Here is a 23,237-nt window from a genome sequence, read left to right on the forward strand (position 1 = left end):
CAGGTGGGGCATACGCCGGTCCATGTCGCGAGGAGGGTCTGTAGCTCGCGGACGATGCGGTAGAGGCTCAGGCCGGCTTGGTGTCTTTTGGGGGCTCTGGCCAGTCGTTGCAGGGTGCAGAAGGCGTGGGCGACGGAGACGAGGGTGGCGTGGTGGTGCCACCCGTTCCAGGTGCGGCCCTCGAAGTGGGCCAGGCCCAACGCCTGCTTCATCTCGCGGTAGTCGTGTTCAATACGCCAGCGGAGCTTGGCCAGGCGGACCAGTGTGGTGAGCGGGGTGTCGGCGGGTAGGTCGGAGAGCCAGAACTGGACGGGTTCGGCCTGGTCGGCCGGCCACTCGGCCAGGAGCCAGCACTCGGGAAGCCCCCCGCCGCCCTCGCGCACGAGTGGATGGACCGCTACCGGACCGAATGGAGCAGCTCATGACCGCCGTCGACCTCCGCCGATTCACCCACGAGGACCTGCCGGTCATACGGCAGACCCTCCTCGACGTGCACGCGGACGCCTACGCCGCCGAGATGGACAACGAGTTCGTCCAGCGCTTCCCCTGGTTCGTGGACTACTGGGGTTCCAGCCCCGCGTTCTCCTGCGTCATCGGCTACGCCGGTGCCGAAGCCGGTCGGGTTCGCGTACGGCGCTCCGGCCACACCGGGCCGGGAGTGGTGGCGCGAGCACCTGGCGGTGCCGTCGGTGGACGACTCGACCTTCAGTGTCTCGGAGTTGATGGTGCGCCCACGGTGGCGGAAGAGCGGGGCCGCCGAGCAGCTGCACGCCGCGCTCCTGCAGGACCGGCCCGAGGCGCTGGCCGTGCTCCTGGTCGACCCCAGCCATCCCAAGGTTCAGACGCGGTACGAGGAATGGGGATACCGCCGTGTCGGCAGTCGGCAGCCGTTCGCGGATTCCCCGAACTTCTCGGTGATGCTGCGCGACCTGCGCGTCCCGTCCTCTTCCTGACCTCGCTCGCAGACCGGAACCGGGAACGTTCCAGGTCATCCGCTGCGCGATCGCCATTCCGAACAGGCGCGAGTCGTAGGTCGGCCAGTCCTAGGGATCGGAATCAAGGGCAGGCCCATGTCCTGAGAAGCGGCGACTCGGGCGTTGTCGATGGCGAGTGACGCAGATGAGCCCCCAGGCAGGCCTGGGGGCTCTGGTGTCAGTCAATTCTGCTGGCTCTGCTGGCGACCGTCAGGCGCCCCACGACCGTTGGTCCCAGAGTCGGGGTCCCGGCCTCAACCGCGGGGAGGAGCTCATTACAGACGGGGCAGTGGGCGGTTCCTTCGAGAACCGAACGGAACCGGAATCGGCTGACCGTGTCGCACGGGATGTGCCGGGCGGACCACGGTGCCACCGGTCCGCGGAATTTGTCGAGTGGAACAAGCCCTGCCTCCCGCATACGGGCCTTGGCCTCGGGAGCCTGCTTTTCTGGATGACCCTATTCGCTTCCCTTCGTTCTCTCTCCCGCACGGCCTGGCGGCGCCCCTGGACACGTCCCCACGCCTGGACCCACATGGGGAACTTCGCCTCGGGTACCTCGCAGACGACGAGATAGGCGCGCAGAGTCCGTTCCGAACCGGGCAGCGACTTGCGCCGGGAGACCCTCTCCGCAGTGCTGCGAGAGAGAGGTGCTCGTGTCTCCTTGTAGCGGCCTTCCGCCCTCCTCTCCATTTCCCTGGTGGAAGGGCGGCCGTTCTGCTCCCAGACTCGGGCGAGCGCGGCGCCGAGTTCATCGGCGGTGCGCACCAGATCAGGCCGGGGAGCCTGGGTGTAGCTGCGTGGCGTGCGGCCGCAGCGAAGGTTCACGGCTTTGCTCCACACCTCGTGGGTGATCGCTCCGTGTGTGCCTCGCACTCAGGGTGCGGTAGCAGGACCTGAGTGTCGTCCCCCGGCATGGTTCGCGGACCGTGGTCGCGCCGGATCGACCGCGTACAGCGATGTCTGCCCCGGTCCGGCGCCAGAAGTCGGCCTGGCGGCAGGAGATGCCGGTCAGCTGACCGGCCCGGTGTTGGTGCCGTACTTCTTCATGCACGCCTCATCGAAGGCCATCAGGGTGATCACGCCCTCCTCCGGGATGCTCTGGTACTCCGCGACCATGCGCCAGCCGCGCTGCTTAAGTACCACCTCAGCCACACCGATCACCCCGTCCCTGTCCTTGCGCTCCTTCCGGTCCCCGGGCTGCTGCCAGGCCCGCTCACGCAGTTCGCCCACCAGCACCTCAAAGCGGGCAAGATCGACCGGGTTCGTATCGGTACCGAAGCCCTTGAACGCAACGGTGCATGACGGCTTCGAGCCGGTCGGGGATCGTTCGAAGTTCTGGGCGTACTCCGGTGCGTTCGCCAGGACGCCCGCATCCGCGACCGACGTGTCCAGATCCGCGCGCACGATGCCCTTCGTGAGCGGCCCGGTGCCCTGAGGCCGCGGCGACGCCGACGCCTTCGCATCCCCGCCATCGCCTTCGCCCGAGCTGCAGCCCGCGGCTCCAAGCATGACGGCCGTAACCGCCACAGCCGCCCACTTCGCTACTCGCACAGTCGTCCCCTCCCAGGTCACAGAACCAGACGCCCTGTGATCAAGGTAGGAGTGTGTCATGGGGTACCGACCGAACAGCCCCCGGCCACCGGGCTCCGCCCGCGCCCTGCGGAGGGGGCGCGGGCCTAGCCCGTTTCGTAGGGCTTAGATCCATTGGGTGCAATAGGTCGAACATCGCCTGGCCTAGTACTGCAACGGTTCTTGTCGTGACGGTTTGACTGCTTGGTCGTTGGTCTGTTCATGGGTGGGATATTGGTTGATGCCCGGTCGTGGGCGGGTGAGTCGAAGGCTCTGCATGATCGGTTCGTGCACCGTTTTGCCAGGTCGGAGCCGCGTGAGTCCGCGTTGGCGTATATGCGTGGGCTGATAGCCCCGCTCGAGCGCAAGAACGGGTGGACGCTGGCGGAGGAGGCCGGTCATGCAGGGCCGGACCGGATCCACCGGCTGTTGAACCGGATCGACTGGGACGCGGAGGAGGTCCTGGACGATGTTCGCGAGTACGTCGTGGAGCATCTCGGCGACCGGGAGGCGGTGCTGATCGTCGATGACACCGGTTTCCTGAAGAAGGGGACCCGGTCGGCCGGGGTTCAGCGGCAGTACTCGGGAACAGCCGGGCGGACGGAGAACTCCCAGGTCGGAGTCTTCCTCGCCTATGCGGCTCCGCTGGGTCGGACGCTGATCGACCGGCGTCTTTACCTGCCGGCGTCCTGGACGGACGATCGTGAACGGTGCCGGCGGGCCGGCATCGACGACACGGTCGGCTTCGAGACCAAGGTCGCGATGGCCAGGGCGATGGTCCGCCGGGCGATCGCGGAGAAGATCCCGTTCGGGTGGGTGACCGCGGACGCCGGCTACGGCTACTCGAAAAGCTGGCGGACCGAGCTCGAGCGTTGCCGATGTCTTCCACGTCATGGCCACCACCCGCCACGACACCGTCGTCACCCGCTGGGCCATGGACCACCCGGTTCACGACCTGTTCCACGACCTGCCGAGGCAGAAGTGGAAGCGCCGCGCCTGCGGCAACGGCTCGCACGGACCACGTGTTTTCGACTGGGCGAGGGTCGAGGTCAGGCCCTGGCACCGGGAAGACCGGCGGCACTGGGTGATCGCCCGCCGCAGCGTGAGCCGACCCCAGGAGATCTCGTACTACATCGCCTACTGTTCCGACGGCACCACCCTCGACCAGCTGATCCGCGTCGCCGGCAGCCGATGGGCGGTCGAGGAGTGCTTCCAGACCGCGAAACAAGAGTGCGGCCTGGACGACTACCAGGTCTGCCGCTACCCCGGCTGGCACCGCCACATGACTCTCGCCATGGCCGCCCACGCCTGCCTCACTGTCCTGCGAGCCCGCGAACTCGACACCGGGAAAGCAGAAACGGATCCTCCGGCCTCGTCCCCCTCAGCCTTCCCGAGCTCAGACGCCTGATCCACCGCCTCACCTACCGACAACCGGCACCCATCGACCACGTCCTGCACTGGTCGAACTGGCGACGCAGACGCCAACACCAAGCCCGCCTCAGCCACTACAAACAACGCGGCCACACACCACCGGAAACTGCCCAACCGTCAAGCCAAAGACCGTTGCAGTACTAGGCCGCTCGGGCACGCGACGCGTGTGGCCGAAGCGCTCGCCACGGGCGCTCTTGGCGTCGAGGAGGGGCAGGCGCAGGTGGTGGTGGCGCTCAGTGCCGCGGAGAGCGTAGCCATCGGCAATCGTGGGGCGTGGTGACAACCTGCTTCGCGGTGATCTGATCGAGCGAAGTGACTGGTCTCCTCGCTGCCGTCCTCGCTCCTGTCGCAGTGGCTGCCTCGCCCACCGACACTGCCACCCCGCGGTGCGCACCTCCAGCTCACCGTGGCCCGTACCGAAGGGGGACTCGTGTGACAACGAGTCCCCCGGACAGCGGCGTCTCCTCAACTACGAGGTTGGAGGTCAGACCCAGTCGTCCCCCGTGACGATGGCGAAGGCGGCGCCGGTGTTCTCGCGGAGTGCAAGCTTGCCATCGGTGCTGTGCACGATTAGGTCGGCCTTGCCGTCGGAGGTGCCCCCGTTGTTCACGGAGTCGGCGAAGTAGAGGTGTCCCTGGCCGGCGTGGCCGAGGAAGTTGGCCCAGCCGCTGCTCCAGGTGACGCTGCTGCCCCAGCCGGCGCCCAGGTTCGGGCGGACCGCGACAGTTCCGTCAGCGGCCTGGACGACCATGTCGGCCTTCTTGTCGCCGTTCATGTCGGCGAAGGAGAGGCGGCCCTGGCCCTCGTGGCCGAGGAGGTTGGCCCAGCCGCTGCTCCAGGTGACGCTGCTGCCGAAGCCGGTGCCCAGGTTCGGGCGGACCGCGACAGTTCCGTCAGCAGCGGAGTGGACGATCATGTCGGCCTTGTTGTCGGCGTTGGCGTCCGCGAAGTAGAGGCGGCCCTGGCCCTCGTGGCCAAGGAAGTTGGCCCAGCCGCTGCTCCAGGTGACGCTGCTGCCCCAGCCGTCGCCGAGGTTCGGGCGCACGGCGATCGAGCCGTCGAGGGCATGGACGATCATCTCGGCCTTGTTATCGGCGTTGATGTCCGCGAAATAGAGGCGGCCCTTGCCCTCCTGGCCGATGAAGTTCGCCCAGCCGCTGCTCCAGAGGTTGCCCTCGTGGAAGCGGTACAGGGGATTGCCGGAACCCAGCACGCCCTTGACAGCAAGACGTACGGTGATGTCGCCGTTCAGGTTCTGGATGATCATGTCGTCCAGGCCGTCGGCGTTGGCGTCGGCCATCTGAACAAACTCGCGTTCCGCCTTGAGCCAGGTCCGGGCGGAGGTGTCGGAGACGTTGACGGACTGGGCGCCCGTGCGGGTTTCCGTGGCTGCTGTACCGAAGCAGCCACCCTTCCAGGATCTGCTGTTGACGCCGACCAGCTCGGTCTTGCCGTCCTTCTCGCGCAGCAGGGGGCCGCCGGCGTCGCCGTCGCAGACAGCCGCGCCGCTCTGGCCGGTGATGTCCAGGGTGGGGCCGTTGGCGGCGTCGACGGTGAAGTTTCCGGTGTGCAGGTTGTAAGGGACCCAGTCCGCTGTCGTCTGTCCGAAGCCTGCGCTCTTCAGCGTTTCGCCCGCCGTGACCGCCGTGGCGGTCGGCGTGGCGGGGGTGACTCCGAAGGCGGGCTTCTTCAGTCGGGCCAGGACCAGATCGCGGCCCTGGTAGGGGACCACCTCGGTCACCTCGGTAATCAGACCGGTCGCCGTGGTCAGGTTGTTCCGTCCTACCGTGACGACCGCCTTCTCCGGCACGGGGCCGGCTTCGAGTGGGGTGAGCCCTCGGGTGAAGCAGGTGGACGCCGTGAGCACCCAGCGAGGGTTGACCAGGACGCCGGTGCAGTTGCGCCTGGTGGCCTCGCTGCTGCCGATCTCCAGCTTCGCGGTGAAAGTGTAAGAGGTGCTGGGCGCGGTGGCGCCGCTTATTGCGCCAGCGGGGATGGAGCTGACGCCGACGGCCAGGGCCAGAGCGACGAGGCTGGTTGCAGCCGCGGTGCACAACCGGGCGGTTGACATGGGGATACCTCGAATGGATTGGTGATCTACCAGGCGGCGGATGCGCGGCCCAGGATGACTGCGGTGGAGGCCAGCCTTGGTCGTTCCCGTGCTGTGCGTGGGGGTCTCGATGTTGGCCTCGATATTCCGGGACGCCGTGGAGTGAAGGCTCGCCGGACGCCGGGGGTCAGCCTGTGACCCTGAGCTCCACGAGCACGGCGGGCTTGTTGCCAGTGTTGTTGTCGCCCTCGCCGACCGGCTGCCACCCGTTCTTGGGGACGACGACGGTCTTCTCGGTGCCGTTGGTGGTCAGGCTGGCCTTGAGGGAATGGTTTCCGGTGGCGATGTTGATGGCATCGGGAACTTCGAGCTCCAGATAGCCCGAGGTCGACGTGACGTTGAAGCAGATGCCGCGGAGGATGGCGCGGGTGTCGATCCAGATGTCGTAGGAGCTCGTGCACTCGGTCAGCACGATGCGACCGTCACCACGCTTCAGCCGGATGCCGTTGCCGGCGAGCGCGTCGCCGTTCGGGTGGGTGAGATTCTCGACCGCTATCGGGGGTGTCGGGGTCGGCTCATCCGCCGTGACGACGGTGGCCAGGGACTGTGCCTGCGGCTGAGCGCTGGCCACAGTGGCGAGGCCGATCGCTGCGGTCACTGATGCCGCGAGGCCGATCAGAAGGACTCTCGGGGTGCGCATTGTCTGTACACGTCCAATCTCTGTCGCAGGTGCGAACTGCGTACGGGCACCGAATTTTTACACATGTGATGACACGGTAAAGTCCCGGTGATGGATCGCCAACCTCTGCTATAGGCCTGCAGGTTGGAGTGAAAACGGACATTAGATCATCTTTTTTCTTTTTTGCCACACTAAGATCATCACTAAAGATCACAAGGCCCTGCGAAGCGGACAAACTGGATCTTTCGGTTGATCAGCGTGTAATGCAACGCCAGGAGGATCAGTTGTGCTGAGGTCGCAGCGGCTGCTTTCCGCAGCCAGACGGACCAAGGGAGGTGCGAGAGCAAAGACTGGCTTCCAGGCCAGGTTGGCGGCGCCCTTGTCGGCGGCTCTCATAGCCGGACTTCTGGGGTCGTCCCCCGCGCTCGCCGGCGAGGCGCCGTCGGCGGTGTCGGCACCCTCGATGACGGACCGCACCAGGGCCGTCTCCGCCATGACAGCCGGAGGCCCTGGTGTCAGGGCGGCAGCAGAGGCTGCACTCCTCGGTTCCGACGAGGACGTCAAGAAGTTCTTGACCACCGCGCTGGAGGTCGAGGTCCAGAAGGACGACAGGGCCTCCGGGTACCGCATCATGAGCTTCGGCGGCCCGTCGCTGCAGAAGGCCGCGAAGGAGGCACTCCTCGGTACACCTGATCAGCTGAGCACTTTCCTGCGCGACGGCTGGCAGACCTACCAGGAGATCGACGACCGCGTCAGAGTGACGCAGATTTCCAGCTCCGGTGGGCCTGGCGTCAAGAAGAAGGCGCAGGAGGTGCTACTCAAAGGGGATGCCGAGGACCTCACCCGCTTCCTCGAAGACGAACAGTACGTTCAGCGAGAGATCGACGAACGTGTCCAGGCCATCCAGCTCTACAGCGTGGGCGGGACCAATCTCAAGGCAGCAGCGAAGGCCGCGCTGACGGGAACGGCACAAGATCTCCACGACTTCCTCGACGCGGGCCAGCACATCGCGCGGGCCCGCGACAACGAGGCGGCGAGCATCGCCCAGCTGGCCCAGCAGGCCGAGCTCGCAGGCGCGCAGGCGGAGGCTTCCAAGAGCGCTGCCAAGGTCGCCGCCGACCAGGCCGTCACCGCATCTGACGCCGCCAAGACGGCCGCGGCCACGGCCGAGCAGGAAGCCAGGAACGCTGGCACCGACGCGAAACGAGCTGGCGAGGCCGCCAAGAACGCGGCGGAGGCGGCGCGCGGCGCGGCCGCCGCCGCACAGCAGGCGATTGCCTCTGCCTCGGCGGCGAACAGCGCAGCCCGCATCGCCGCCGACGCTGCCGCCGCGGCCGCAGCCGCAGCGATCGGTGCCGCAGATGCCGCGTCCCGGGCGCAGCGGGCTGCCGCTGCCGCCACGACGGACGCGGGCAAGGCCGAGGAAGCCCGGTCCGCCGCAGCCAAGGCCAGGGACGCGGCCAAGGGCGCGAAGCGCGCGGCCGACGCCGCCAAGTACGCCGGTCAGGCATCCCTGCAAGCTGCTGCCGCGGCTGGTGCTGCCCGCTCCGCCACAGCCAACGCACTCGCTGCCGCTGCGGCAGCGACCCGGGCCGGTGACCTCGCCGCGGCCGCCGGCGCCTCCTCCGCGCAAGCACGCTCCGCCGCTGCCTCCGCGCGCCGCCACGCCGAGGAGGCCGATAGGGCCGCCGACGCATCGGAGCGACTGGCCCGCGACGCCGCCGCTGCTGCCGACGAGGCAGCCGCACGCGCCAACTCCGCTGTCACCCACGCCCTCAACTCCGCCGAGGCAGCCGAGGAAGCCGCCGCCCACGCCGGCGAGTCTGCGACAGCAGCGGCAGACGCCCAGAAGCACGCCGTCGCCGCCAAGGAAGCGGCCTCCACTGCCGCCACCGCCGTGACCACGGCTGACAAAATCTTCAAGCTCGCCCGGGATGGCGAGGCAGAGGACGTGCGGTCCCGCACCGCCGCCGGTCTCGCGCGCGCCGCGGATGAAGCAGCCGCCGAGGAACAGCTCACCCTCGGCGTCAGCGACGTCTTCAAGGAGGACCAGGCTCTCGAAGCCGAGATCACCCGCCTCACCGCACAAGCCGCGTTGCCCGACGCCGACGCAGCCGCTCTCGCGCTCGCCGGACGCAAGCTGGCTGTGCAGATCACCCGTCAGAAAGGCCCCTGGAGCCAGGAGGCCGCAGAACGGGCGCTCGGCGGAACCAACGCGGACATGCTTGCGTACCTGAGGACCGGACTGAAGCAGGCCGTCCACGATGACCACCGCCAGCGCATCGAGGACCTCATCGCAACCAGCCCGTACGCGGCGGTGCGCACCGCCGCGTCCACGGCACTGCAGGGCCCGCCCGAGCAGTACAAGGCGTTCCTCGCCGACGGTCAGTACCAGGCCGCGGAGATCGAATACAGAGTGCAGGCGAACCAGCTGTACAGCACGGGGGGTCCGACCGTCCGGAAGAAAGCGCAGGAGGCACTCACCAGCGGCTCACCCAAGGTCCTTCTGCAGTTCCTGCAGAGCGGTCAGCACGTGGCTCGCAGCATCGACGAGCGAGTCCAGGCCACCCAGCTCGCCAGCGACGGGGGCGCCGAGGTCAAGGCCGCGGCACAAGCCGCCCTCACCGGCTCACGCGAGAGCCTTCACTCCTTCATAAAGGTCGGTCAGTACAGCGCCGCAGAGCGAGACCACCTCACCGCCACCCACGTGTCGCAGATGCGCCAGCTCATCGCCAACGCCGCCGGCGCCGCAGCTCGGGCGCACCAGGCGGCGTGGGATGCGGCAAAGCTTGCGGCAGACGCCAGGGACGCGCGGGACGAGGCCACCGCAGCGGCCACCGCAGCATCGGCATCAGCGCAGCAGGCTGAGAACCACGCGCTCGACGCGATCAGGCACGCCACGGACGCCGAGGGCTCTGCCGGCGAGGCGCACGAGTCGGCCGCCGTGGCACGCACGGCTGCGGACAGCGCCGCGAAGGACGCGAACGATGCCGCCCTTTCGGCCGCGAACGCGGAGTTCTCGGCGAGCTACGCGCGCGGCTCGGCAGCCATCGCCCGGCAGTACTCCGAGGACGCCCAACGCCAGGCACTCGCAGCCGGTCAGTCCTCCGAGGAGGCGAAGGCTGCCGCGTCCACCGCTTGGGAGGATGTGCTGAAGAAGCGTCAGGCCGAGGAGGCCGAGAAGCGCCGCCAGTACGAGGAAGCGGTTCAGGTCGAGCTGCGACAGAAGCCCAAGCGCACGTGCGTGCCGCGGGTCAACCACGAGGTCGCGGGCCTTGCCGCGTGCGTCCTCGCCCCCGGTGAGTTCGTCATCGAGATGCCGCCGATCGACCCCTTCCTTAAGGAGGTGGTCTGGGAGTTCTCCGGCGCGAATGACATCAAGGCCTGCATCGAGAACCCGACGCTCGTGTCCTGTGTCATGGCGGCCATCGCGGTACTTCCCCCCGGCAAGGGGAAGAAGGCCTTGGACACGATCGACAATGTCGACGGCCTGAGGGACGCGTACAGGCTGAGCACGAAGGTGGCGAAGTGCTTCCAGTGCTTCCTTCCGGGCACCAAGGTGCTCATGGCCGACGGGTCCGCGCGGAACATCGAGTCGATCCGGCCCGGTGACCAGGTCCTGGCAACTGACCCCAGCACGGGCCAAAGCGAGGCCAGCCCCGTAATCGATCTGATCGTCACTGAACACGACAAGCGGTTCAACGAGATCAGTCTCGACTCCGGCGGCAGGACGGAAAAGATCACCGCGACCCGCGAGCACCCCTTCTGGTCGCCTTCCGCGGCCGGCTGGGTGAAGGCGGGGCACCTCAAGACCGGGCAGACCCTGCGCACCGACACCGGCGCGAGCGTGACGATCACCGGCAACCGTGCGTTCGACGAGAACGCCCGAACGTACAACCTCTCGGTCTCCTCGCTCCACACGTTCTACGTCCTGGCGGGAAAGACCCCCGTTCTGGTACACAATCAGAACTGCCGGATGATCCCTCTAGGGGGAAGTGATCTGGCTGAGATGGCCATCGAATACCGCCTCAGCAAGTCTGTGGACCCCAAGGGAAACATCGCAGTATTCGAGTACGAGACAGAATCCGGGCTCGCCACCATCACAGCCAAGAACATACCCAACGGAGATCACTCGGAATATGTGATCGGCAAGATTCTCGAAGCCAACAAAATCAAGCCCGAAGCTATCAAGCGAATATACTCGGAGCGCGCACCATGCATCGATGAACCATATGTCTGCATGGTTTACGTGAAGAAGTATCCCAACGCAGAAGTAACCTTCAGCCTGCAAGGGGACGCTCGACAGAACTGGGCAGCGTTGAACCGGTTCATGCGAGATCGAGGTAAGTGATGAACGAAAGACCACAAGACCCCGACATCCTGGCCGCGCATCTCGCGGCCGTCCATCGGGCACTGACCGCCGACCTTGCAGAACTTGTGGTTCCCGAGAAGGCGATGCGGCTTCGCCCGCCGAGCAGCCTGGTTTCCGGCACCCTCTCGGAGCAGGACCTTGTCCTGCTGGAGCAGTGGGGGATCCCGAACGTTGAGGAGCTCGGCTTCGCACCCGAAGCTGGCGGAACGCTGGTGGAGGAAGCCGGCAGCCCAGTCGATCCCTTTCTTCGGATTGGCGTCTACTGGCGATGGAAGATCGGCGTGACCGGCCAGGGAGACATTCGAGGACTGCAACTGGAAGAGTGGCCGGACGTGTTCGTCAACTCATCGGTGAACGCATTCGTGGAGACCTCCTGGCGCTGGTACCACACGTGGCTGGAAGCGAAGGAAATGGGCTGGTACATCGAGGTCTTCGATGTCCTGGACGATTTCCTTGAGTTCGCTACCCTCCGGGACGCGAACGTTGGAACCAACGAGCGCTCACTGTGGAAGTTCATCGTGAGGTCCATGAGCGGCTAGCAGCGTCGCGGCGCGAACGTCAGCCTGGCCGCTGATCCGGCCGGAACCAAGCCTCACCACGGATAACCCGGTGAAGACGACACTCCGGCCGTTCAGCCTGGTCGTCGACGCACCGACGCCTGTCGCTTCACCGGCTACGGAGAAGCGACAGGGATCAGAAGCGAGCCCGCGCCCCTGGTCAAACTCCGCATCTCCGGCTGAGCCCCTCCCAGTACTCCTCGTCACCTAAATCACCGACTGGCCGTCGCGCCCACTCCACTCACAGCGGCACGCCCTGAAGCACGGTCAGCCTCGCCACGCGGGTACGACCGCACCCGCTCGGCTCCCCATCGTCAAGGAACACTCATGACCACCAAGCATTCACGCGTCCTGTGGACCACAAGTACTGTCGCCATACTCGCCACTACACTGACTACTGCTCCCGCGACCGCTCTCACAGGGGCCGACGCCGCAGCCCAGTTCAACTTCGTCGCGAAGGTCAACATCGGGGAGCGGACAGCCTGCACCGGTTCCCTCGTGGCCCCCCAGTGGGTGCTGACAGCCGCTAGTTGTTTCACTGCTGCCGGCATACCCACCGCCGGCAAGCCCACCGTCCCCACCACAATCACCGTGGGCCGCACTGATCTGGCCCAGACCGGCGGCAGCATCCAGCAGGCTGTTTACCTCGTCCCGCACACTGACCGTGACCTCATCATGGTCAGGCTGGACAAGAAGGTTCCCGGCACCAGCGTCAAGCCCGTACGCCTCGCCGGGACCCCCGCCACCAGCGGTGAGAACCTGACGAAGGCCGGATTCGGCCGGACCAAGACTGATTGGGTCCCGAACAAGCTTCACACCGGCGCCTTTTCCGTCGCCTCCGCCACTGACACGACTCTGAACCTCAACGGCTCAGAGACCGCGATCGTGTGCCAAGGGGACAGCGGCGGCCCCTCTGTACGCATCGTCAACGGTACGCCGGAGCTTGTCGCTGTGAATTCCCGTTCGTGGCAGGGAGGCTGCCTGGGCACTGACCCGTCCGAGGTCCGCACGAGCGCCATTGACACCCGGGTCGACGACATCGGCACCTGGATCACTAACACGGCCTTCGCGGCACAGGGCGACATGACCGGCGACCGGATCGCAGATCTGACCTCGATCTGGGCCGAGGGATCCCTTCACGTCTATACGGGCAGCACGCAGGGCCTGACCGGTTACCAGACGAAGCAGTTCGGTGACTTGTCGTGGAAGGACAGCAAGCAGCTGGTCAAGGGCGACTTCACGAACGACGGCATCGCGGACGTGCTGACCGTCTGGCCCGAGGGAACCCTTCACCTCTACAAGGGTGACGGTCAGGGCAGCATCGGCGGCCCGAGTCCCGCGCTGTACGGAGAAAACACCTGGGCCACCGTCAAGCAGATGACCACCGGCGACTTCGACGGCGACGGCCGGACCGACATCCTCGCCGTCTGGGACACCGGCACCCTCCACCTGTACAGGGGCGACGGGAACGGCAACATCGCCAAGAGCACCCCCGCCGCGATGGGCGGCAACGCCGGAAGCATCTGGGGCACCATCACCCAGTTCGTCGGCGGCGACTTCGACCGAGATGGCATCGCCGACCTCATGGCCGTGTGGAACGACGGAACCCTGCACTTCTACAAGAGCAAGGGCGACGGCCACTTCAACGGCCACCTCAGCGCCTGGGGCAAGGCCACCTGGTCCACTGTCAGACTCATGGCTGGCGATGACTACAGCGGCGACGGCGTAGCTGACCTGATGGCAGTCTGGGCCGAAGGCTCCCTGCATCTGTACAAGGGCAACGGCCAGGGCGACATCATCGAGGGCGTCGATGTGTGGGGCGGTACTACCTGGGGTGGCGTCAGGCACATCGCGTAACCCTGGACTGACCCGCAGCGGATTCTGACGTTGGGATTCCAACATAAACCCAGCGGGACGCAAATCCTCACTGCAACGCTGAGGACGCCGCTCATGTCAGGCGTCCTCAGCGTGCTGCGGAGTAGGAGCTGTGCCTCGCCCCCGTACACGGGGTGCTGCTGGTCCGCAGCGCCCACGCCCAGGGCGGGCGGCTATGTCGTCGGCGACGAAGATCGAGAACCTGGAGGGTACCTCGACCACGCGGAATTGCTCACGACACTGCGGACCCTGCATGTCAGCGCAGGCTGACCGACCTCGGTAGCAGTGTGCTCAGCAGCTGCGCAGTCTCCGCCTCCATATCAACACCACCGCCGAGGCCGTCGTTTATGCGGGCCAGCCGCGCGGCGGCTTCACGGAGGGCGCCCATGTCTCCGGCTCCGTGGTGGCGAGGAAGACCTGGCGGTGCAGCAGCTCGTTCTCCTCCGCGGCGAGAAGGCCCTGTGCCCGGCCCAGAGCGCGCCACCGTAGTCGGCGGCCTCCCGGCGCCGGGTGGACAGCTCGTAGACGACGTCGGCGATAGCCGAGACCATTTCCTGGACAGTCGGCTCGGCCCAGGCGTAGCGCTGGGGGTCGATTGCAGCGAAGGGCCGGCCGCGGACGATCGCGAGGGCTCTACCCAGGGCGAGGTCCCCGTCTTCGTCGTAGCGGCCGAGGCCTGTGCGGGCAAGGGCCTGGAACTGGTGCCAGTCGCAGGTGACAGCTCGGGAGGGGCAGTAGCGGCTGTCGCCGGTGTCCTGGACACGCGGGAATAGGGCGTCGCCGTCCACGTTCTTGCCGAGCCAGGATCGTGTGCGGCTGATGACGGAGTTGCGCATCTGCTTGTTGACCAGGCGGCCCGGCCAGAGTGCGTCGTCGATGGCGTGGTGATCGACGCCGGGGTTGAGGGCGAGGTAGGAGAGAAGTCTGCAGGGCCGGTGTCGGCTTCGCCGCTGTGGGGGCGTCGTGGAATGGGCCGGCAGCGGGGAGCTGAGCCGGAACCGGGAGCGTGCTGATGGCTGCTGGCGTTGCCACGGCGGGGTCCGGTTCTGCCTGGTGCGCCGGGATGGCCTGGGACGCTACGGAGGTGGTCCCTGGAGGGAGGCTCGCGGGGGCTGGTGGATGGGTCAGCCTGGTGGAAAGCAGGTTGGTCTGGCGTCGCGCTGGCTTCGCGGGGGCGGACGGTGTAGTCGCTGTATGGGGTGTCCAGCTCTTCCCGTTCGACGTCCGCGTATTCGGCGGGCATGCCGTCCTCGTCAGGCTCGGCAGTCGGCCCCGTGGCGGCCGATTGTTTGGACGCTTCTTCCTGGTTGTCGCTCTTCTCTTCGGGGTCTGAGATGTCTTCCGGATCTTGCTCCTGTTGTTCCTCCGGTTCCTCATCGGAATCGAGTAGGTCGTCCAGCCAGACGTCGTGGGCAGGTACGTCAGTAGCGCTGGCGGACAGCGTGAGCAGCTCGATGGCGTCGGCGAAGTGGTTGTCGGTCAGGCCTTGGAGCTTGATGGGCAGGCCGGAGCCGGGGAGGACGATGGTCTCGTCTGGTCCTGGGCAGTGGAGTGTCCAGCCCTCTGCTGGGGCGACGCCGTCGTTGTTGGACGTCACCACCGCGCTGGCCACTCGGGGTTCGGCTGTCATCAGGTCGAAGAGCTCGTCGGTCTTGGTTCCGTCCGGCACGTCGGCCGCGAGGAGGATGGGGGGGATCCATGCGCCGCCGGCTCGGGCATGCCCGGCATCATCGGCAACACCGGCTGCGAGCGGTCCAGAGCCTGGATCTGGCTCTTCTCATCCACGCATAACACCACTGCCCGTTGCGGCGGATTGTGGTAGGGCCCGACGACGTCGACGACCTTGTCGACAAACTGCGGATCAGTGGACAGCTTGAAGAGGGCCGGATCGACGACGGACGTCTGAGGTCTGCGCAGCACCTACGCGAAGCTGCTGTGCGCCGCGTGCCCGGCTGCTGGGCCGGGCTGGGCCGCAGCGCGTGTGTGCGCCGGCCTGGGAGAGGGGACGTGGCCCACTGCTGTCGTCTTGGCTGCCGGGGCACTCGCGACAGCCCTGGTGTATCTCCTTCTTGCCCGGTTGCTGAAGATCAACGAGCTCCGTTGTCTGCCCGGGATGCGTTGAGTCCAGGCAAACGATGGAAGGGGGCAGGCATGAACGCCGGCACCAGCCGACATGGGTGTCACGTCCGGCGACGTGCGGCAGGGTCGCGCTTGGCGACGTGCCGAGCGACCGCATCGACGCCGGAGCGGGCGTATCGCTCCAGGGAGCGGACGGAGACGTGGCGGGAGCGGGCCAGCAGCATCGGGGGGAGGTGCCGTCCTCGGCGTCGTGGGTGAGGGCACTGTGGCGGAGCCGGTGCACGGTCCAGCCGTCCAGGTCCTCGATGTCGTCGGCTGAGGCGAGGGGGTTGGCCAGCAGCCGGGTGTTCTCCTCGAAGATCTCCTCAGCGAGGCGGTAGGAGAACCGGGCCCGGCCGGTCTCCGGGCACACGTCGAGCGTGGATGTTCCGGTCGGTGCCTTGCGGTCGGTGAGCAACAGCGGGCCGCGGGTACGGCGGGCGATGAGGCGGGGCAGGATCTGGGCGGTGCCGGACTGCCAGTGGATCCACTCCGTCGCCCCGCCCTTGGCGGTGATCCTGCCGCGCTTGTCCTGCGGGTAGAGGTCTTCCACGTTGAGGCACAGCACCTCGTCGGCCCGTGCGGCGGACTCGTAGAGCATCTTCCACTGCGTCTTCTCCCGCAGCGCAACGTCGAGGCGCCACAGGGCGGCGATCTGGTTCTCCGCGAGGGCCTTGGTGCGGTCCGGCGGCGCAGGCCGCCCCTCGATGCCGATCGTCGCATCGCCCTCGATCCAGCCTTAGCGCTGCCACCAGCCGATCGCCTTGCGCGCGATGGACAGCGGCCGGTTGACGGTGTCGGCGTCCATCTCGTCCGCCCGAGACGAGGGTCAGCGCTGTCGAGATCGTCCCGGTGAAGCCCGGCCAGTAACCTGCCGTCGCCGTCTCGTCACGCTCAGGGAACTCGGGCCTCCAGGCATGCGTCTAGGAGGGCAGGATCCGTTCGTGAATGCGAGGCCCCTCTCTTGCCCCGTCCCCGCCCTCCACGGCTGCGCATACGTCAGCTTCCCCCGCGACCACCGATTCGGTCTCAGGAGCTCGCAGCCCCGCTGGAGCCAGCACCTGACGTCACTGCCCGAGCCTCTGGACGCATCCGGCGATTCTTCGACGCCGTTCGTGGGTGGTATCAGCGCTCGGACTGGACAAAACACACCGCGGTCCTTGCAGCGCTCATCGCAGCCATCGGCCTGTCCGTCTCCGCCTGGGCGACCGTCAAGGCGGTAGCACTCGCCGATGTTCAACTCGACCAAGCCCAGGACCAGAAGGACGAAGAGGAACGGCAGCAGGTAGCCCGGGTCACCTTCTGGGGAGAAGGGCACTTCACGGCCGTGGTGGCCAATCGGTCGACTGACCCAGTACGTCTATGGCTCTTCGCGCGAATGAAGGATGCCAGCACCCCCAGCTATAGGCCTGTCGGCACCCTGCCTCCCTGCAGGCGGCTCGAGATCCCGATAGACCACCCTCTTCAGGACAGCCGCATCGCAGAGCTTGTTGGACTGGTCATTCTCGACAGGAACGGCAAAGCATGGGAGCGCCGATCGGACGGCACGATCCATCCGGTGCAGGAGCTGCCTTTCAATGGAGCGTGGGGAGGGATGAACGCAGGGTCCGCCTGGCAAGGGTTGAAGACCGTCGACATTGAAGGATGCGGATCCGAGAAGTAGAACCAACCGCGAAGCGGCCGCCGCCTCCTCGCTTTCGCTGAAGCCGACCTGCTAGACCAGACACAGGCGACCATCGCCCCGGCCAACACCAGCTTCTCCCCCTGGTCTCGAAACGCTGCGGGCGTACCCGGTCGGGCGCAGGCTGATGCCCCGCCTTCCGCTGTGGACACGCGGAAGACGGGGCACCGGTAGCTGGGGTCAGCGGCGGTGGTGGCGGTGGCCCCAGGACTCGGTGTCGGCAGCAGGGAGACGATCGCCTGCACGATCGGCCTGCGCCCGGCCCATGCCGGCGCTCCGGGGGGAGCCTGCCGACGGTCAAGCAATTCGGCCTCTTCGTCGCCGGCGTGAGTCACCACTCCAAGGACGAAGAGGCCCTGTCTCGGCACCATGTACCCGAACAGCCTCTTTCACTCAGCATGAAAGGGGGCTACTCCATCGTGAACTAATTCACGACTTCAAAGGAAATCCTCCTTGCGGTCACCTTGCCTGAAAGCGTTGCAGTTCAAATTCAAAGACGCAACCCCCCGGGCTTTCGAACGCATAGAAGTACTCTTGATTCTCCGGGAACTCCAGCGAGACCGGATGGATCACTGCTTCTTGGATTTCCATACAGCGGATCCGAAATCGAACTTTCTCTCTCGGTCCGTCGAAAATTGAGCGAGATTTCGCCCGGATTTTCAACGACTCCGAGAAAGCCTGCAAAGTTGTGAACGTCTACGTACCCGAGAGGCGTGTCCTCTCAGTCAATGATCTCGCTTCCGACGCGCCAGGGGCGCATTCCGTGGAATTCTGTAGATTCATTCATCGTCGTCGCACATGCCACCAAACTTTGAAGAGATCGCCCCAGCCCATTGCGGAGGTGTTCTTCCGCTCAGGTTTGCCCCATCCGTGGGATGCTCTGGAGTTCATTGGCTGCCACATCTTGTGGGGTGTAGGAACGTTGCACCCCTTAGCGTAGTGCGCCTTCCCCGTGAGATCGTAATGCCACTGGCCCTTGCTGTTTTCTATGGATACACGAGCTTTCCCGCCGTCTCAGCAGTCATCGGCGTCGTCGTCGGCTCCGCCATCGACATGGGCCAAGAACCACCCCAGGAAATCCTCGACGGCGCAACCAACCGAGACGATCGAGACGAGTACCTCGGCCGCTTCGCCCAGACCTGGCGAGAACTCACCCCCCAGAAATTCCCCTTCATCCACGACATCGTCGACGAATTCGACGGCCACGACGACACCGACCAATTCCGCTCCGCCCTCGACCTCACCGGCCTCCGCCACCAAGCCGGCCTCTAGCCCCCCACTCCCCCACCCCCAGCCACCCACAACCGGCCGGGGGCACGTACACACGCCAGGTGACACTGCGGTATCCGGGCCAGGCATGCAGCCGGCAGAGCCCGGCCCCGTACACAGCAACCGGTCTCCACCTGCGGAAGGGGTCGGGCTGAGGCGGGAACGGCGGGGACCGCCGGAAGAACACGACGCCCAGAGTGATCCCTGACGTCGACGAACCCGGATCACCCCCATCGGGACCCCCACCCGCGGGCCTCGGGAGACCCCCGCACGGCCCTCGCGGCGTCCTCGACGGACGGACAGCTCGCCGACGACGGCGAGGTCTGATGGCCCGACTGCATGACCGAGCCGAGCCGATCATGACGGCTCGGCTCGCCCGGGTCGATCCCTCCTGCTCTGCGGCGCGGCCGATGAGTTTGCCGCTCCCGGACGGTCCAAGCTCGTGACAGCCCAGGAAAGGACACCGCCATGTCGGAGCTTCTCGTCGACTTCATCACCTCCCTCGACGGCTACGCGTCAGGAGAGGGATGGCCCGGGTTCTGGGGCCTCGAAGGCCCGGAGTACCTCGCATGGCTCGGCAAACAGCCCCAGGCCACCTACCTCATGGGAGCGAACACCTACCGCCTGATGTCGGGCTTCGCCGCAGGCGCGGTCCCACAGGGCCAGGACGAGTTCCGGCCCGAAGAGGAAGCGTCCGTCGACGATCTCACACGAGCGCCGAAGCTGGTGTTCTCCTCCTCACTCGAGGAGCCGCTGACCTGGGCCAACTCCACCCTCGTCCGCGACGACGCCGTCGAAGCGGTCAGCGCCATGAAATCAAGCGGCTCGGGGCTCCTCAGCACGATCGGCAGCCTCAGCCTGTCCCGCTCCCTGCTACGAGCCGGACTCGTCGACCGCTTCCGCGTCGTGATGTTCCCAGTGATCACGGGCGCCACGGGCGAGGAACGCATCTACGACGGTTACCCTGACGTTGCTCTCGAGATGATCGAGCACCGCACCTTCGACAACAGCATCCAGCTCGTCGAATACAAACCGCGCGTGCTCGACCACCCGCCGCTCGCCGTCCCTGCGTGACGTCACCTCGTCCGTTGGTCTCGGCCGAGCCACCTCACGCCCCCGGATCAGCGTTCTCCGAACGACGGCCGTATGCAGGGCCGGGCCCACTCCCCCGGCTGCGCGCACCGCCGACCCTACGACGTGTGGTGCCTCGCAGGCGAGCATGCTCAGCCGGCGACAGCGGAGGCAGCCAGGAGCGTCGCGGCGGCAAGGGCGCCCCAGAGGGCAGCCGGACCGTGGGGTGCGAGAGCGGTGATGGCCGCCGGGGAGACGGCGAGCCCGAGACCCGTGGAGAGCTGGAAGCGGGCGAGGACTCGTCCGAGCGCATGCGCCGGGGCGAGGGCGGTAACGAGGGCGGTGGCGCTGCCCGCATAGATGATCTCGCCGAGGGTGCAGACCACGGACACCGCCGTGATGGTCGGGGCAGCCCAGCCGTGTCCCAGGGATGCGGCCGCGAGGAAGCCGAGGTAGGAGGCGGTCAGCACCACACCGGCGACCGCCAGCACGGACCGGCGGGGGAAGCGGGACAGCAGGACGGTGACGGGGACCTGCAAGGTGACCACCAGCACCGTGTTGGCCACGAAGATGACCGCAGGCCACATCGGGGAAGCGTGCATCTGCGTCACCAGAACCAGGGGGAGCGCAATCTCCGGGACATTGAGACAGAAGGCGTAGATCACGTTGGCGGCCAGCAGCGTACGCATCCGGGGTGCAGGCTCGCCGCCCTCGTCCTTGGCCACGACCGCGACCGCAGCGGGAGCGGTCGAGTGGGCGTGCACGTGGACGGACCATGTCAGGGCCGCCGCGGCGAGGTAGGCGAGGGCGGTGACGACTGCCAGAGCATGCAAGGCGGTGGTGCCGCCCGTCAGGCATGCGGTGGCAAGGAGGGCCCCGGCACCCAGTCCGGCGTTGCGCAGGGCGCGGCCTCCTGCGAGGGCGGCGTCGCGTTCCCGCCCCTGGGCGATGGTGGCCACGAGGGCGGCGTGGGCGGCCGGCCATGCCTGGTTGCCGATCCCGAGGAAGAGCGCGGCCGTAGTGAACAGCCCCGCGTTGCCCGTCGGGGTGGCCAGCAGCAGCACCACGCCCAGCACCCGCACGAGCATCGCCGCCGCCACGACCGTGCTGCGTGCGCCCCGGTCCAGCCATCGCCCCACCGCGGGCATACACATGAGGCCCGCGACGATGCCGACTGTCATCGCGATGCCGGTCGCCGAGGCGGACAGTCCGAGGACCATCACCCCGTACAGCAGCAGGAACGGCCGCAACAAGCCCGTGCCGAGCGCGTCCACGGCGAGAGCGACGGCGTAGCGGGGGCCTCCGGACGCATGCAGGAGAGCGCGGGGACGGATCCGGGTGGTGGTTGACATGGCGCCCAAGCTGAAGCCGGGCCGGCGATGCGGCACGCCGGTTGACGCACATCGTCAACCGGCGGCGTCATCGGCCACCCGGCCCTCGATGATGGAGGGATGACGCTGCGCATCGACATCACTGGACTGCCCGCCGGACGGCTGCGGTTCGCCGCCTCCCCGCTGGCCGAGCTGACGGCGATGCTGCACGTCCTGGCCGAACCCGCACACCACCCGCAGCTGGCCGACTGGGCCGACGGCGTCTGGGCCGCAATGCCGTCCGAACTGGCCCGGCAACTGAGAGAAGCGCAGTTCCTCTGGCGCTCCTCACGAGCCGACTTCCTCGTCCCCGCCCGACCCCGACGCACCCTCACAGCAGAGCTCGACGACCTGGACCGGATCGACGACGAGACCTACGTCGCCACCGCACTCACCACCACATGCGGCAACAACCGCATCCACTTTCCAGCACCGTCACCACTCGCCAACCGAGCCGCACGCGAGCACGCCCTGGACCTCGCCCAAGCCCGAGGGGCACTCCAAGAAGCCTTCGCGGAGCGGCTCCTCGCAGACCCGACCGCCGTACGAGCGCAGGTACGCCGCACCCTCGAACAGTGCGCCGAGGCATTCTTCACCACCGCCTGGACCGCCGTCGCCACGGAACTCGCCACCGACCTGCGGCTGAAGAACGACCTGCTGAAACGACACGGGATCGAGGCAGCTCTCGGCTCCGTCTCCAGCGCGGTCACCCTGGCACCGGACGGCGACAGCATCATCGTGGACCAACTGCAGGACAACACAACCACCGCCCACGACCAAGGCGTCACCTTCATCCCCAGCGCCTACGGCCGCCCGCACCTGGTGGTCATCCACGCACCAGGACGGCGGCCGGTCGTGCAGTACCCGGCGACCGAACGCAGCCCGTCACAGCCCGTGCCGCAGGAGACCGTCGCTCTTCGACTCGAAGCACTGGCACACCCCGTACGGCTGCGGCTGCTCCGCACCCTCGCCCGCGGCCCGCACACCAACAGCGAACTCGCCCATGCCTGGAAACTCTCTCCCCCGGAAGTCTCCCGCCACCTCACCGTCCTACGCCACGCGGGCCTCCTCAGCGCCCGGCGGCACGGACGCTACGTCCACTACACCCTCGACCACACACACATTGCGACACTCGGCACAGACCTCCTCACCGCCCTCCTGCGCTGAACAGCAGCAGGCTGGCGGCGCCATCGGCACAGTCCAGCCACGACTCGACCGCCGGCCCCATGGCTCCCTCACAGGGCCCGGTCTTCCCCTAGTACTCGGCGATCTCCGCGCGGTACTCCGGGTCTGCACGGTGCTGGGCGGGCAGATACTGCGGGGCGTCTTCGATCTGCCCCCGGCTCAGGTCGAGCTGGAGCATGCGTCCGGCAGGGTCAAGGTCGATCAGGGCTGGATACGCCGGGCATCGGGGGCCTCTCAAGATCGGCGGGTTCGAGTGCGGCGCTCGTGATCTCGAGGACCAGCTGCCTGGATACAGATGGTCGCACTCGCGGCACCGCTTCCAGCTCGGGGCGACCCGCCTTGCTGGGGCGGGATGCCCCGGCGGGCGCCTTCAGCTGGGGCGGCCGGCGCCCGTCAGCCATTCGCCGTCCAGATCGCCGCGTTGAGGGCCGTGGCGAAGCACACCCAGCCCAGGTAGGGAACGAGCAGGAGCGCAGCGGCTTTGGACACGCGGCTGAAGAACAGGATCGTGACGCTCGTCGCGGCCACCAGGAGGAGGATTTCGATGAGGGCGGCGCCGTATTCGCCCAGTCCGAAGAAGAGAGGGGTCCAGCCGAGGTTGAGGGCCAGTTGCACAACCCACCACGCGATCGCCGGCTTCCTGTCCGGTGCGGCCTGCCGCCGCCAAACCAACCATGCGGCAGCACCGATAGTGGCGTAGAGGACGGTCCAGACAGGGCCGAAGAGCCAGGCGGGAGGAGCCCAGACCGGCAAGTCCAGTGACGTGTAGACCGTCGCCGCATCCGCGGAGGCGAGGGCACCCACCGCAGCAGCGGCGTACGCCGCCAGCAAGAAGCCGATCAGGGCGGCCCATGCTCTCGCGCCATGTGCGGTCACTCGGTTGGCCACTTCAGACACCAGGGCTCCCTGCGACGATCGCGGCGTTCGGACACCTGAGCTTCCGCCCTCCAGCCCTGCTCGGATGCACTCCTCCCCGGCCGGCGCTTCGCGAACCGAAGCGTGCGGGAGTGGCGAGCTCAGTCGCATGGGGGCCGCC

Annotated in this window: 12 protein-coding genes and 6 pseudogenes; 9 read left to right on the plus strand and 9 right to left on the minus strand. The window is 67.2% G+C overall.

Annotation, left to right across the window (positions count from 1 at the left end):
- Positions 1-98 precede the first annotated feature (98 nt).
- Positions 99-368 (minus strand): annotated as a pseudogene (locus tag E0F75_RS38450) (transposase); the annotation flags it as partial.
- 41 nt (positions 369-409) lie between these two features.
- On the opposite strand from E0F75_RS38450, the pseudogene E0F75_RS38455 reads away from it, so the two are divergent.
- A pseudogene (locus E0F75_RS38455) lies at positions 410-953 on the plus strand (GNAT family N-acetyltransferase).
- Positions 954-1,982: 1,029 nt separating this feature from the next.
- Here the strand turns inward: E0F75_RS38455 and E0F75_RS38460 are convergent.
- Positions 1,983-2,501 carry a hypothetical protein gene (locus E0F75_RS38460; RefSeq protein WP_229315659.1) on the minus strand — a complete coding sequence of 173 codons (519 nt, stop codon included), beginning with the start codon at positions 2,499-2,501 and terminating at the stop codon, positions 1,983-1,985.
- A 264-nt stretch (positions 2,502-2,765) separates the two neighbouring features.
- Here E0F75_RS38460 and E0F75_RS38465 point away from each other — a divergent pair.
- Positions 2,766-3,951: pseudogene (locus tag E0F75_RS38465) on the plus strand (IS701 family transposase).
- Positions 3,952-4,458: 507 nt separating this feature from the next.
- On the opposite strand, the gene E0F75_RS38470 reads toward E0F75_RS38465, so the two are convergent.
- Positions 4,459-6,045 carry a trypsin-like serine protease gene (locus tag E0F75_RS38470; RefSeq protein WP_229315661.1) on the minus strand — a complete coding sequence of 529 codons (1,587 nt, stop codon included), beginning with the start codon at positions 6,043-6,045 and terminating at the stop codon, positions 4,459-4,461.
- Positions 6,046-6,211: 166 nt separating this feature from the next.
- Positions 6,212-6,682 (minus strand): hypothetical protein, encoded by a 471-nt coding sequence (locus E0F75_RS38475; protein ID WP_229315663.1) that lies wholly within the window; start codon positions 6,680-6,682, stop codon positions 6,212-6,214.
- Positions 6,683-7,166: 484 nt separating this feature from the next.
- Here E0F75_RS38475 and E0F75_RS40835 point away from each other — a divergent pair.
- From E0F75_RS40835 to E0F75_RS38490, 4 genes and pseudogenes are all read left to right on the plus strand, one after another.
- A pseudogene (locus E0F75_RS40835) lies at positions 7,167-7,274 on the plus strand (ALF repeat-containing protein); the annotation flags it as partial.
- A complete protein-coding gene (locus E0F75_RS38480) occupies positions 7,275-11,054 on the plus strand; it encodes a polymorphic toxin-type HINT domain-containing protein (RefSeq protein WP_229315665.1) in 3,780 nt (1,259 codons plus the stop codon). It begins immediately after the preceding pseudogene.
- Complete coding sequence (locus E0F75_RS38485) at positions 11,054-11,614, plus strand: SUKH-4 family immunity protein (protein WP_229315689.1); 561 nt, start codon at positions 11,054-11,056, stop codon at positions 11,612-11,614. The genes E0F75_RS38480 and E0F75_RS38485 overlap by 1 nt, the downstream gene beginning before the upstream one ends.
- Positions 11,615-11,959: 345 nt before the next feature.
- On the plus strand, positions 11,960-13,489 hold the full coding sequence (locus tag E0F75_RS38490; RefSeq protein WP_229315666.1) for an FG-GAP-like repeat-containing protein: 1,530 nt from the start codon (positions 11,960-11,962) through the stop codon (positions 13,487-13,489).
- Positions 13,490-13,878: 389 nt separating this feature from the next.
- Here the strand turns inward: E0F75_RS38490 and E0F75_RS38495 are convergent, their stop codons facing one another.
- The 3 genes and pseudogenes from E0F75_RS38495 to E0F75_RS40545 all read right to left on the minus strand — a co-directional run bounded on the left by E0F75_RS38495 (position 13,879) and on the right by E0F75_RS40545 (position 16,226).
- Positions 13,879-14,343, minus strand: a complete 465-nt coding sequence (locus E0F75_RS38495) for a hypothetical protein (protein WP_229315668.1) — start codon at positions 14,341-14,343, stop codon at positions 13,879-13,881.
- 862 nt (positions 14,344-15,205) lie between these two features.
- Positions 15,206-15,385, minus strand: a pseudogene (locus E0F75_RS38500) (IS630 family transposase); the annotation flags it as partial.
- Positions 15,369-16,226 carry a site-specific integrase gene (locus tag E0F75_RS40545; protein WP_374115514.1) on the minus strand — a complete coding sequence of 286 codons (858 nt, stop codon included), beginning with the start codon at positions 16,224-16,226 and terminating at the stop codon, positions 15,369-15,371. The pseudogene E0F75_RS38500 and the gene E0F75_RS40545, both read right to left, overlap by 17 nt.
- A 2,082-nt stretch (positions 16,227-18,308) precedes the next feature.
- Here E0F75_RS40545 and E0F75_RS38515 point away from each other — a divergent pair.
- Together E0F75_RS38515 and E0F75_RS38520 are read left to right on the plus strand one after the other, a co-directional pair.
- Positions 18,309-18,578, plus strand: a pseudogene (locus E0F75_RS38515) (TetR/AcrR family transcriptional regulator); the annotation flags it as partial.
- Between the two features lie 465 nt (positions 18,579-19,043).
- Positions 19,044-19,649: a dihydrofolate reductase family protein gene (locus E0F75_RS38520; protein WP_229315669.1), complete on the plus strand. Its 606-nt coding sequence runs from the start codon at positions 19,044-19,046 to the stop codon at positions 19,647-19,649.
- 149 nt (positions 19,650-19,798) lie between these two features.
- On the opposite strand, the gene E0F75_RS38525 is transcribed toward E0F75_RS38520, so the two are convergent.
- A complete protein-coding gene (locus E0F75_RS38525; RefSeq protein ID WP_229315670.1) occupies positions 19,799-20,998 on the minus strand; it encodes an MFS transporter in 1,200 nt (399 codons plus the stop codon).
- A 99-nt stretch (positions 20,999-21,097) separates the two neighbouring features.
- Here E0F75_RS38525 and E0F75_RS38530 point away from each other — a divergent pair, with 99 nt between their 5' ends.
- Positions 21,098-22,183 (plus strand): helix-turn-helix domain-containing protein, encoded by a 1,086-nt coding sequence (locus tag E0F75_RS38530; protein WP_229315672.1) that lies wholly within the window; start codon positions 21,098-21,100, stop codon positions 22,181-22,183.
- Positions 22,184-22,594: 411 nt separating this feature from the next.
- Here the strand turns inward: E0F75_RS38530 and E0F75_RS38535 are convergent, their stop codons facing one another.
- Positions 22,595-23,098 (minus strand): TspO/MBR family protein, encoded by a 504-nt coding sequence (locus E0F75_RS38535; protein WP_229315673.1) that lies wholly within the window; start codon positions 23,096-23,098, stop codon positions 22,595-22,597.
- Positions 23,099-23,237 lie beyond the last annotated feature (139 nt).

It is taken from the genome of Streptomyces sp. CB02980, from assembly GCF_014451325.2.
GTDB lineage: Bacteria > Actinomycetota > Actinomycetes > Streptomycetales > Streptomycetaceae > Streptomyces.

Coding starts and splice junctions, on each gene's coding strand:
- E0F75_RS40545 (WP_374115514.1), bottom strand. CDS start 16,226: ATGCTCTACGAGTCCGCCGCACGGGCCGACGAGGTGCTGTGCCTCAAC.
- E0F75_RS38520 (WP_229315669.1), top strand. CDS start 19,044: ATGTCGGAGCTTCTCGTCGACTTCATCACCTCCCTCGACGGCTACGCG.
- E0F75_RS38490 (WP_229315666.1), top strand. CDS start 11,960: ATGACCACCAAGCATTCACGCGTCCTGTGGACCACAAGTACTGTCGCC.
- E0F75_RS38485 (WP_229315689.1), top strand. CDS start 11,054: ATGAACGAAAGACCACAAGACCCCGACATCCTGGCCGCGCATCTCGCG.
- E0F75_RS38530 (WP_229315672.1), top strand. CDS start 21,098: ATGACGCTGCGCATCGACATCACTGGACTGCCCGCCGGACGGCTGCGG.
- E0F75_RS38525 (WP_229315670.1), bottom strand. CDS start 20,998: ATGTCAACCACCACCCGGATCCGTCCCCGCGCTCTCCTGCATGCGTCC.
- E0F75_RS38470 (WP_229315661.1), bottom strand. CDS start 6,045: ATGTCAACCGCCCGGTTGTGCACCGCGGCTGCAACCAGCCTCGTCGCT.
- E0F75_RS38495 (WP_229315668.1), bottom strand. CDS start 14,343: ATGCGCAACTCCGTCATCAGCCGCACACGATCCTGGCTCGGCAAGAAC.